General features: G+C 42.6%; 11 protein-coding genes. 9 read left to right on the top strand and 2 right to left on the bottom strand.

All coding sequences use genetic code 11. The features are described 5' to 3' along the window. Nucleotides 1–171: 171 nt before the first annotated feature. The gene (gene ccoG, locus ACVBIL_RS15430; RefSeq protein WP_447167850.1) at nucleotides 172–1593 is read right to left on the bottom strand and encodes a cytochrome c oxidase accessory protein CcoG; all 1422 of its coding nucleotides are present in this window, start codon (nucleotides 1591–1593) and stop codon (nucleotides 172–174) included. Nucleotides 1594–1681: 88 nt separating this feature from the next. On the opposite strand from ccoG, the gene ACVBIL_RS15425 reads away from it, so the two are divergent. From ACVBIL_RS15425 to ACVBIL_RS15415, 3 genes are all read left to right on the top strand, one after another. Beyond that, nucleotides 1682–2035, top strand: coding sequence for a hypothetical protein (locus ACVBIL_RS15425; protein ID WP_447167849.1), 354 nt, complete (start codon nucleotides 1682–1684; stop codon nucleotides 2033–2035). A 137-nt stretch (nucleotides 2036–2172) separates the two neighbouring features. Further along, nucleotides 2173–3075, top strand: coding sequence for a 1,4-dihydroxy-2-naphthoyl-CoA synthase (locus ACVBIL_RS15420; RefSeq protein WP_447167848.1), 903 nt, complete (start codon nucleotides 2173–2175; stop codon nucleotides 3073–3075). Between the two features lie 182 nt (nucleotides 3076–3257). Next, a complete protein-coding gene (locus ACVBIL_RS15415; RefSeq protein ID WP_447167847.1) occupies nucleotides 3258–3455 on the top strand; it encodes a DUF2061 domain-containing protein in 198 nt (65 codons plus the stop codon). Here the strand turns inward: ACVBIL_RS15415 and ACVBIL_RS15410 are convergent. Then, a complete protein-coding gene (locus tag ACVBIL_RS15410; protein ID WP_447167846.1) occupies nucleotides 3452–4648 on the bottom strand; it encodes a potassium/proton antiporter in 1197 nt (398 codons plus the stop codon). The two genes, ACVBIL_RS15415 and ACVBIL_RS15410, sit on opposite strands and share 4 nt — an antisense overlap. Nucleotides 4649–5195: 547 nt before the next feature. Between ACVBIL_RS15410 and ACVBIL_RS15405 the strand changes: the two genes are divergently transcribed. The 6 genes from ACVBIL_RS15405 (at nucleotide 5196) to ACVBIL_RS15380 (ending at nucleotide 10955) form a co-directional block, all read left to right on the top strand. Next, entirely contained in the window at nucleotides 5196–6005 is an 810-nt protein-coding gene (locus tag ACVBIL_RS15405; RefSeq protein WP_447167845.1) for a phosphate ABC transporter substrate-binding protein, read from the top strand. A gap of 76 nt (nucleotides 6006–6081) precedes the next feature. Then, the gene (gene pstC / locus ACVBIL_RS15400; RefSeq protein WP_447167844.1) at nucleotides 6082–6987 is read left to right on the top strand and encodes a phosphate ABC transporter permease subunit PstC; all 906 of its coding nucleotides are present in this window, start codon (nucleotides 6082–6084) and stop codon (nucleotides 6985–6987) included. Beyond that, nucleotides 6987–7838, top strand: a complete 852-nt coding sequence (gene pstA, locus ACVBIL_RS15395; protein ID WP_447161607.1) for a phosphate ABC transporter permease PstA — start codon at nucleotides 6987–6989, stop codon at nucleotides 7836–7838. The genes pstC and pstA overlap by 1 nt, the downstream gene beginning before the upstream one ends. A 10-nt stretch (nucleotides 7839–7848) precedes the next feature. Further along, nucleotides 7849–8598 carry a phosphate ABC transporter ATP-binding protein PstB gene (gene pstB, locus ACVBIL_RS15390; RefSeq protein ID WP_447167843.1) on the top strand — a complete coding sequence of 250 codons (750 nt, stop codon included), beginning with the start codon at nucleotides 7849–7851 and terminating at the stop codon, nucleotides 8596–8598. 731 nt (nucleotides 8599–9329) lie between these two features. After that, nucleotides 9330–9605, top strand: coding sequence for a hypothetical protein (locus tag ACVBIL_RS15385; protein WP_447167842.1), 276 nt, complete (start codon nucleotides 9330–9332; stop codon nucleotides 9603–9605). 306 nt (nucleotides 9606–9911) lie between these two features. Continuing rightward, nucleotides 9912–10955, top strand: coding sequence for a GMP reductase (locus ACVBIL_RS15380; RefSeq protein ID WP_447164300.1), 1044 nt, complete (start codon nucleotides 9912–9914; stop codon nucleotides 10953–10955). The last annotated feature ends 86 nt before the right edge of the window (nucleotides 10956–11041 follow it).

The following is an 11041-nucleotide window of genomic DNA, read 5'->3' as shown; positions in this document are numbered from 1 at the left end:
GCGAATGGCCTGCTGTGCCGTGTCAGTGGATGCGCATTATAGGGAGATTTGAGATCAGCGCAAGAGGGTTTATTAATAAAAATGAAATAACTGAATCAAATGCATAGATATCAAACGATACGCGCAAAAAAGGGGCTAAAAGCCCCTTTTAATCTGTTTTACCCTAGAAGATTAGTTACCAAAGAAGCGAGATTCCTGCTTTGCTTCTATAGCGCCATCATCAGTAACCACCTCAAAATTTATATGTGTCATGGTTCTAGATAGATCTACAGGGTCGACAGAGATACTTATTGGCAATGTAAGCACTTCTCCACCTTTAATACTCACTTGCTGTGGACCAATCCAATCATAGCTAGCTAATCCTTCAACACTCATATTATAAAGGTGAGTCTCTTCTGTCTTATTAAGGATCTTCAACGTAAAGGTATTTTCTATCAGCCCTTGATCTGTTTCTCTAAAGAGCTGGTTTCTGTCTCGAATGATATCAATTCTAATTGGCGCTATCGTGGCAGTAGCATATATAAAGATTAGCACCATAACTGAAAGTACTACGCCATAGCCTACTAGCTTAGGCCTAAGCACTTTCTCTTTTACACCTTCCAACTTATTTTCGGTGGTGTAACTAATAAGGCCTTTAGCGTAACCCATTCGAGTCATAGTCGTATCGCATGCATCAATACAAGCACCACAGTTAATACACTCGTATTGTAAGCCATTACGAATATCAATTCCGGTAGGGCACACTTGAACACATAAGTCACAATCGATACAGTCACCTAAGCCCATGGATTTAGGGTCGGCTTTTCTCGATCGTGGGCCGCGAGTTTCGCCTCGTTTAGTGTCATAACCTACTATATAAGTATTCTTATCAAACATTGCCGCTTGGAATCTTGCGTAGGGGCACATGTGGATACACATGATTTCACGCATCCAGCCTGCATTACCATAAGTAGCAAAGGTGAAGAAGATAACCCAGAAGTAAATGCCACCGCTGGCATTTAGGGTGAATACCTCTTTATAGACTTCACTGGTGGGCACAAAATAAGACACGAAGGTCATTGCAGTCAGTAATGACACCAACAACCAAGAGGTATGCTTGGCAGTTTTTCGCCACAGCTTATTAAAGCTCCATGGCATTTGATCTAGTTTAATCCGCTTATTGCGCGCCCCTTCTAGTTTCTCTTCAAACCAGATAAAGATAAACGTCCAAACCGTTTGCGGGCAGGTGTAACCACACCATACCCGCCCAAGATAGGTTGTCACGAAAAACAAACCAAACGCAGCTATCATTAATAATGCCGCTAATAAGGTAAAGTCCTGCGGCCAGATGGTTAAGCCAAAGACATGAAACTTTTGCTCTTCAAGGTTAAACCAAACCGCTTGGCGGTCTCCCCAAGGGATCCAAGGCAGAATTAAAAAGAATAGCATTGCCACCCAACCTAAACGGCGGCGCAGCGTACTCCATAGCCCTTTAACTGCACGCACATAGATACGATTACGTGGATTAAAGCGATCCGCTTTATTGGCATCGGGTTGATGAATTTTGATTCTTTCAGCTTTAGAGAAGTCTTTTTTATTTTGTTCTGCGCTCATTTTGCAGCCTTACAGCTTTAATTTTTCTGGAAAACTAGCTTATTATAACGCTTATACCACAAGTTATTCACCTACATAGGACTAAAAGATGAAAGGCTGGATCATATTGGCAATTATCGCTGGCATTGTTTATTACCTTTATACACAAACTGATACTTTAGATGAGCCAATTGCAGAGGTTGAAGGGATATTTCAACAAGCTGAAGATAAACTCGATAGCATGACGGGTACTCAAATACAGCGCGCAGACAATACTCTTAATCTGCTAAAAACCGATATTGCTGACCGTCTTTCAGCTACGGAGCAACAAGCGTTGCAGCTTATTACGCAATCACAGACAAAGCTAAATGAGTTTAAAACTGAGTTTTGTGGCACTGGTGCCAATAAACATTCAGCTTTTAGTAAAGAGAACCAAACCTACATCTGCGATAAGCTTAACTAATCACCTTAGTCTTTAGTCAAATAACGCAATAGATCTCAGTTACTCGATTAGCATACAAACTAGATTGACCTGAGATCTGATTCGGCCTAGCCTTTAGCTATTATCGAATTCCAATGAAGCAAAAAGGCTAAAGGCTCATGACACAACCAGTATCTGACATTTTTGATCCCGAATTATGGGATCTTGTTCCAGGCTTTGATTTCGAAGATGTTACCTACCACAGAGCCAAAGTTCAGGGCACTGTACGTATCGCAATTAGTCGCCCAGATTGCTTAAACTCATTTCGTCCTAAAACTGTTGATGAACTCTATACTGCACTCAACCACGCACGTCAGTGGTCTGATGTTGGCTGCGTATTGCTAACGGGCAATGGTCCGTCAGCCAAAGGCCAATGGTCTTTCAGTGCCGGTGGCGATCAGCGCATTCGTGGTAAAGATGGCTACAAGTATGAAGGGGCAGAAGAAGGTATCCCTGATGTGGCTCGCATGGGTCGTTTACATATTTTAGAAGTACAACGCTTAATCCGTTTTATGCCGAAAGTGGTTATTGCTGTAGTCCCTGGCTGGGCTGTTGGCGGTGGTCATAGCTTACATGTGGTTTGTGATTTAACGCTTGCGTCAAAAGAACATGCCGTATTTAAGCAAACCGACCCTGATGTAGGTAGCTTTGACTCAGGTTATGGCAGTGCATATCTTGCTAAGATGATTGGTCAAAAACGTGCGCGTGAAATCTTCTTCCTAGGCTTTAACTATACCGCCGAAGAAGCATTTGATATGGGGATGGTTAACCGCGCTATCCCTCATCAAGATCTAGAGACTGAAGCATTAAAATGGGCTAAAGAGATTAACTCTAAGTCGCCAACCGCAATGCGTATGTTGAAATATGGCTTTAACTTGCCGGATGATGGCTTAGTGGGTCAGCAGCTATTTGCTGGGGAAGCTACCCGTCTTGCTTACGGAACCGAAGAAGCTAGAGAGGGCCGTGATGCCTTCCTTGAGAAGCGCGATCAGGACTTCTCATCATTCCCTTGGCATTACTAATTTACGGCGCCGCACTGTAAATTATGTCGTTATAAACCCACCGACGCATTAAATACGTTGATGGGTTTATAACCAAGTCACCTTTCTAATCTGCATCTTCTATCAAACTAATCTAAGTAAACCCCTTTTAATTGCAAATGATAACCATTATCATCAATACAACTTAAATAGAGGTACTTAATATGATTAAAACTATGACTTTCGCGATTCTTCACTTTTGTGTCGCTTTTACCATTACTTACCTTTTAACTGGAAGCGTAGTCATTGGTGGTGCTGTAGCCTTAATCGAACCCGCTGTGAATACCGTTGTTTTCTATTTCCATGAAAAAGTCTGGAAAGGCATCGAGTCTAAAAATGCGCTGGAAGCTGTATCAGCCTAGTCTTTATCGCTATTGTTCAAGCCTAGTTTATTCGCTAACGGAGCTATAGCGCCTCCCTGAATAAACACCGAGAATAAAACGATAAAGAACACCATGTGCACTATATCTAAAGATCCTGGCACGCCAGCCGCGGCAGGGATCAATGCGAATACGATAGGAGTCGCCCCCTTAAGACCAATAGAGGAAATAAACAACCGCTTCTTCCAACTGGCCTTAGTAAAAGGCAAATAACAAAGCTGCACAGCTAACGGCCGAGCAACGAACATCAATAATATTGCAGGTAATAACGAACTAATAAATACGGTCGCTAATGACTGTGGGAATATTTGTAAGCCCAACACGATAAACATCAACGCCTGCGCTAACCAAGATAAGCTATTAAAGAAGTGCTGATTAACCAGCTGCCCTCGCTTAATACCATTGCCAATCACCACGCCCGCTATATATGACGCTAACAAAATATTACCGCCCAGCACGTCGGCGCCGTAGGTCGCAACAATAAAGCTTGCCAATACAAATACTGGAATGAGTCCAAATTCAGACAGGTGGATACGATTTAGTAACCAGACCGCTATTTTAGCAACCCCAAAGCCCACGACCATGGCAATACCAATTTGCGTGACCAATTCAATAGCGATCTCTGAGGCAACGACTGTCTTACTGCTTGAAAGCGCCATATCCGTTAAGAAAATAACCAATAGCATAGCAACGGGATCGTTAGTTGCCGACTCAAACTCTAATACGGTATCAGTCTGCTCTTTTAACTTAAGCTTTTTAGACTCTAGAATTGAAAATACTGCTGCGGCATCTGTTGATGAAACGATGGCTGCAAACAGTAAGCAGGTAATAAAGTCAAAATCTAACAACCAATATAAAATCACCGCAAAAATCAGCGTCGTAAATAACACCCCAAAAGAAGCAAGTACTCCCCCCTCTTTATAAGCTACTTTGATTTTATCGGTTGAGGTATTTATCCCCCCCACGAATACAATCATATTTAACGCTAAGCCACCTATCCAGGCAGTCTTGTCTAAGTCATCGTACACAAAGTTAAACTCACCATTACCTAGCATTAAGCCTACCCCCATAAAAATGAGTAATGAAGGAATACCTAAGGTTCTAGAGGGGTGATGCAGCAAAATACCGACTAAGATCAGAATCGACATACCAATCATGACCATTTCAGTCGTCATAGAAACACCTTATATAATTGAGAGATAACTTAAGTATTGAGAGTAGTCGTTTTATATTGAGAGCAGTTAAATACAGCCAATTATGGCGCAGAAAGGTTTCCTGTTCGGTAAAGTTACGACTCATTCAGCGCTGTAATAAAAGTTTAATAATAATTTTATCTACCAAACGTATTGCCGAAATATAACATAAATAGCCGCAAAAATTGTTAAATTTAGCTTAACGCTAAGTTAATAGCCGCCCTTTTAACTCGTGCGAAAAACCCTTACCAGCATGAAGCAAAGCCTTATGTAGCGCCCCAGCCTTACATTTAAAATCGCTTAATAAATCTCAGCTTAATTTTTATTAATTTAACAAATACCAACCTTAACATTAGCGGCGCCTAAAGTAGCACTTGGTACTAACAGCAGCGTTCCCCCACCAGCTCATAATAAACGTCACATAACTGTCATATAACTCTGTCTTAATGCGCTTGCCTTCAGCGAGGCACTAACTTGGTTTTGTAAATAACTCGTATCTAAACGACCAAACAATAGAGTGGAAATCGTAATGAAAAAAGTATTTGGCTTGTTAACCGCAGTAGGTCTAATGACAACACCACTTGCCCAGGCAAGCACAGTAACAGTATCAGGTTCGACATCTGTAGCACACGTGATGGAAGTGCTTGCAGAAAACTATCAAAACAACACTAACATCAGCGTTGAAGTGCAAAGTACAGGCTCATCAGCAGGTATACGAGCAGCTAAAGACGGCACCAGCATGATTGGTATGTCGTCACGCAACATAAAAGATAATGAATTAACGAGTGACACCAAAGAAATTGTTATTGCTCGTGATGGTATTGCCGCCGCGGTCAACAAAGCAAACCCAGTGCAAAGCCTAACTCAAGAACAAATATCAAAAATTTACCGTGGTGAGATTAAAAACTGGAACGAAGTCGGCGGTGAATCACGCCCAATCGTTGTCGTCACTCGTGAGAATGGATCCGGTACTCGCGGTGCATTTGAAGAGATAATGAAACTTCAACGCACGATTAACGGCCACAAGGTCACCGCAATTTCTCCGACCGCTCAAGTAGGTAATGGTAACGGTATGATCAAAACCATAGTCGCTAATAACCCATTTGCTATTGGCTATATCTCTCTTGGCAGTGTTGATGACAGCTTACGTGCCATTGCAGTAGACGGTGTCGCTGCGACAGAAGGCAACATAGTGGCTGGTGACTACCAAATCGCACGTCCTTTCATCGTGTTAGTAGATAAAAATGCGCCAGACAATGCCAGTACATTCATTAACTATATTCTGTCTGAAGATGGCCAAAAAATAGTGTCTGAACAAGGCTACATCAGCGTTCAATAAATCGTACCAAGATACAGAGGAATTAATACTCCTCTGTATCAACGAGATCATTTTAGATAGATGTTGAGGTTAAGTGATGACAACTGCCAGTAAAGTCCAGCGCCAAGGGCTTCAGCTCGCCCCAGCAAAATCATACGACTTGAAAGAGATGGGGTTTCACCTTCTTTTCTTATGCAGCGCAATGGTCGGCATACTTTCAGTTGCGACTATAGGTTGGTTTGTCTTTAGCGAAGGCTTACCTGCTTTTAAAGAAGCCGGTGTTTCACAAATGCTATTAGGTAAAGAGTGGCTGCCACCAGCACTATTTGGCTTGCTACCTATGATGGTTGCATCGCTAATATCAACAGCTGGCGCCGTAATGATTGGTGTACCTATTGCGCTACTTACCGCGGTATTTCTTGCAGAGCTCGCACCAAATTGGTTGGCCAATATTATTCGCCCTGCCGTTGAGCTGCTTGCTGGTATCCCCTCTGTGGTTTATGGCTTCTTTGGCTTGGTGATTATCGTCCCCGCCATAGAAACGATATTTAACATCCCTGCGGGTAACACCATACTCGCGGGCGTCATCGTTTTAGCCATTATGATTTTACCGACCGTCATTACGATTTCAGAAACCTCCCTACGCGCCTTACCACCAATCTATAAAGAGGGAGCGCTCGCACTCGGTGCTTCGCATATCTACAGTATTTTTAAGGTACTAATACCGGCTGCACGAAGCGGTATTTACACTGGTATTGCGCTAGGTGTCGCCCGCGCGATAGGCGAAACCATGGCAATCATTATGGTGATGGGCAATGCCCCAGCAATGCCTGGCTCAATTTTAGAGCCCGCTAGAACCTTAACCGCCAATATCGCGATGGAGATGTCATACGCTACAGGCATTCATGCCAGCGCACTCTACTCTACGGGCATAGTGTTACTGGTATTTATCGTAATACTTAACGGTTCACTGCTTTATCTCAACAGAAAGCGAGCGCACTAATGTTAAAACTTTCACGAGACAACCAAGACAAATTGATGATGCTAGCCATCTGGTCTGCTGCGGCTACAACTCTGCTGTTTTTACTTTGGGTGGTATGGCACATATTAAGTAATGGCCTCGCTCACGTTAGCTGGGAATTCATTACTGGCGCTTACACTCGTATTGGTGAAGCATCTGGAATTTGGGCCATGATAGTATCCACCGTGTATATGGTCGGCCTATCACTCGCCTTTGCCGCCCCGATTGGCATTATGACAGCTATTTACCTAACGGAATATGCCGCTCCAGGCAGCCAAGTGGTTAAGGTGATCCGCTTTTGTACCGAATCATTAGCGGGCATCCCATCGATTGTTTATGGTCTATTTGGTATGACCTTCTTTGTCACCACACTTGGACTAGGCTTTTCTATTTTATCGGGAGCATTAACCCTAGCCATGCTAATTCTCCCCGTGATAATCCGTACAACTGAAGAAGCGCTGCTGTCAGTGCCTATGAGCTATCGTGAAGGCGGCTATGCCTTAGGTAGCTCAAAAATCTACACCATTTTTCGCTTAGTCCTGCCCAGCGCCCTACCAGGTATTGTAACTTCAATAATTTTAAGCACTGGACGAGTGATAGGTGAGTCAGCCCCCGTATTTTTAACCGCTGGTATGGTGACACAAATTCCAGAATCGGTGCTTGAATCAGGCCGCACCTTGACTGTACACCTTTATAAATTAACCCAAGAGCTATTTACCCAACATGAGTGGGATCAAGCTTATGCCACCGCGACGGTTTTGATTGTGCTGGTTCTCATCTTAAATATGGCGACGAAAGTGATTGCCTCACGTTTAAATAAATCATCCAAATAAGGTTATCTCCATGAATAAGCTAGAAGTGAACAACTTAAACCTATTTTACGGCGACAACCACGCGCTCAAAGATATCTCTTTAGCCATTCCAGCTCGCCAAGTAACCGCGTTAATTGGCCCGTCTGGTTGTGGTAAATCAACCTTACTTCGCACGTTAAACCGCATGAATGACTTAGTTGCGGGAGTAAAGATTAACGGTGACGTGATGTTTGAGGGCAGCAATATTTATCAAGATGTGGATGTTAAACACTTAAGAATGCGAGTTGGCATGGTGTTCCAAAAGCCTAACCCTTTCCCAATGAGTATTTATGAAAACGTCGCTTTTGGCCTTAAAGCTCAAGGTATTAAAGATAAAAAAATACTCGATGATACTGTTGAAAAATCGCTGCGTAGCGCCGCGTTGTGGGATGAAGTAAAAGACAGACTCAACACTCCGGCATTTGGATTATCGGGCGGGCAACAGCAACGCCTTTGTATTGCCCGTACAATCGCGATGAAACCTGAAGTGATTTTAATGGACGAGCCCACCAGCGCACTGGATCCGATTGCGACTCACAAGATTGAGATGCTAATGGATGAGCTTCGCAAACAATTTACCATTGTTATTGTGACTCACTCGATGAATCAGGCTAAGCGTATATCAGATAAAACGGCATTTTTCTGGATGGGCGAATTGGTTGAACATGGTGAAACAAGTCAGATATTTAACCAACCTATCGACTCTCGAACCCAAGGCTATGTTAGCGGTGAATTCGGTTAACGAATACCAATCACACCTATAGTACGATTGGTATAGCGATAGAAAATAGCAACAGACTATTCTATTGCTGCCACAGCAGTTCTAACTCAGCGAGGCCAACCAAGCTGAGCCTAACTAAACCATCAACGGATAATGGAAGTTTGGTTAGCTGACGATAAGCTATAGATAGCATGCCGAATGTGGCGGTGTCGATCACCACATTCTCTTCAGCACAATGAAGTCAGCTAACTAAGCACTGGGTGTTAGCTAACCGTCCATAACAAAGCGCTCTTAGGAGCGCTTTTCTTTACTGCTAGCAACTAAAGGGGAGTTGCACCTCTGGTAGTTCAAAAGCCTAAACCGTTTGGTATTGTCCAGCGTTCTATCAAGTATTATATCTGCTACTATTTTAGGTACTGACCGAATAGTAAACTAATCAATATTGCAGCCTACATTAAACCAAGCTAAGCAGATCTTTAATCAAGTTATGGCCCCAAAAATTAAGGTTATGCTATAGATAAACAAGCGCTCATTCCTAGACGGATGACTTAGCTTCCCCTTTGGAAATAACAATTTACCTACTGTATTTTTATTAATGACTTAGCGCTAAAGCACAAAAAACTAGTACCTAAGGTGGAAACCGCTAATAATTCTGACAATATAGACCAAAACTTAAAAGTGTAAACTTGTTAAAGCCGCATTATTAAGATAGCTTCGGTATATAGGTTTATTGAATAGAGAGGCGATCCGACATGGAAAGAACTAGAGAAGCTCAAGAACACCTTCAAAAAGAATTCGAAATCTACAACAATGCATCGACCAAGAAACTGCCCCCGCTTGATATTAATTGCCCTGAAAACCTTGAAACGATGCTCGAGTTTGTCACTCGTAGAGAGTCATTAAAACAAGCTAAAAAACTGAGTTCACCTCCAGCAACAAAACTTAAATCCGCTATCGCTGACACGCTACTTTTACTCGATAATTTTGATATAAAGCTTTCTAAAGAAAAAGGCGCTGCCGAGAAGTAAGTTTTGTAAAAAATATTAGGTTTAATTGGGCATAGATTAATTCATGCCTAATTACCCCCCTTACCCACCAACATCAACACAAACATATATCAACAGTGCATTAACCTTCCTTTTTTAAGGAATGACAGTTTCAATTTAAGAACTTGCCAACTGAAAATCTGTTCCTATAATGCCTAAAACCGGAGCGCCCCAAAACGCTGCGGTTTTTTTGTGCCTGAAATAAGCTCAGGAATTAATTTAATGCCCGATAAAAAATCTTTTTATCGGCGGTTTTGCTGCGCGCAAAATCCATGTGAGGAATAAACTATGCGTATTGAACAAGATATAAAGTTAGGTTTTAAAGATGTACTTATCCGACCTAAACGTTCAACGTTAAAGAGTCGTTCTCAAGTAGATCTAAACCGTCAATTTACTTTTAAGCACAGTGGTAAAACTTGGTCTGGTGTACCAATTATTGCCGCGAACATGGATTCTGTAGCCAGCTTTAAGATGGCAGCTAGCCTAGCTACACACAATGTTATGACAGCGGTTCATAAGCATTACACTGTTGAGCAGTGGGGCGAGTTTGTTGCCAGCCAACCTGCTGATGTACTACAACATGTGATGGTTTCAAGCGGTACCTCAGATGCTGACTTCATTAAGTTAAGTGAAATTTTAGCGCTTTCTGATGCGCTTAACTTTATCTGTATCGACATCGCTAACGGCTATTCAGAACATCTAGTCGATTACGTACGCAAAGTAAGACAATCTCATCCACAAACAGTCATAAGCGCGGGGAACGTGGTCACTGGTGATATGGTTGAAGAACTGATTATTGCCGGTGCAGATATCGTTAAAGTCGGTATTGGCCCTGGCTCAGTATGCACAACGCGTGTTAAAACTGGCGTTGGCTACCCACAACTTTCAGCCATTATCGAATGTGCTGATGCAGCCCACGGCTTAGGTGGACAGATTATTGGTGATGGCGGCTGTAGTTGTGCTGGTGATGTCGCTAAAGCCTTTGGTGGCGGTGCAGACTTTGTAATGCTTGGCGGTATGTTAGCTGGCCATGAAGAAAGCGGCGGCGAAGTTATTGAGCAAGATGGCAAAACCATGGTTAAGTTCTACGGCATGTCATCACAGTCAGCAATGGATAAACACTCTGGTGGCGTTGCTAAGTACCGCGCAGCAGAAGGTAAAACGGTATTACTGCCATTTAGAGGCAGCGTAGATAACACCATTAATGACATTATGGGTGGCGTACGATCTACTTGTACTTATGTTGGTGCTGCATCACTCAAAGAACTCACTAAACGCACCACGTTTATTCGTGTTCAAGAGCAGGAAAATAACGTTTACGGTAAAGAGTAAACTATAAAACAACTCATTTTATAGGGGCTTTAACAGAGCTCCTATTAAGTGGTTAACGCCAAGTTATAAAGATAATGTTCATACTC

This window comes from Shewanella sp. 125m-7, from assembly GCF_052977045.1.
This window is presented reverse-complemented; position numbering and strand designations above follow the sequence as displayed.

Bases quoted from the DNA above. Each gene is read 5' to 3' on its own strand.
- ccoG (WP_447167850.1), bottom strand. From the start codon at position 1,593: ATGAGCGCAGAACAAAATAAAAAAGACTTCTCTAAAGCTGAAAGAATC.
- ACVBIL_RS15425 (WP_447167849.1), top strand. From the start codon at position 1,682: ATGAAAGGCTGGATCATATTGGCAATTATCGCTGGCATTGTTTATTAC.
- ACVBIL_RS15420 (WP_447167848.1), top strand. From the start codon at position 2,173: ATGACACAACCAGTATCTGACATTTTTGATCCCGAATTATGGGATCTT.
- ACVBIL_RS15415 (WP_447167847.1), top strand. From the start codon at position 3,258: ATGATTAAAACTATGACTTTCGCGATTCTTCACTTTTGTGTCGCTTTT.
- ACVBIL_RS15410 (WP_447167846.1), bottom strand. From the start codon at position 4,648: ATGACGACTGAAATGGTCATGATTGGTATGTCGATTCTGATCTTAGTC.
- ACVBIL_RS15405 (WP_447167845.1), top strand. From the start codon at position 5,196: ATGAAAAAAGTATTTGGCTTGTTAACCGCAGTAGGTCTAATGACAACA.
- pstC (WP_447167844.1), top strand. From the start codon at position 6,082: ATGACAACTGCCAGTAAAGTCCAGCGCCAAGGGCTTCAGCTCGCCCCA.
- pstA (WP_447161607.1), top strand. From the start codon at position 6,987: ATGTTAAAACTTTCACGAGACAACCAAGACAAATTGATGATGCTAGCC.
- pstB (WP_447167843.1), top strand. From the start codon at position 7,849: ATGAATAAGCTAGAAGTGAACAACTTAAACCTATTTTACGGCGACAAC.
- ACVBIL_RS15385 (WP_447167842.1), top strand. From the start codon at position 9,330: ATGGAAAGAACTAGAGAAGCTCAAGAACACCTTCAAAAAGAATTCGAA.
- ACVBIL_RS15380 (WP_447164300.1), top strand. From the start codon at position 9,912: ATGCGTATTGAACAAGATATAAAGTTAGGTTTTAAAGATGTACTTATC.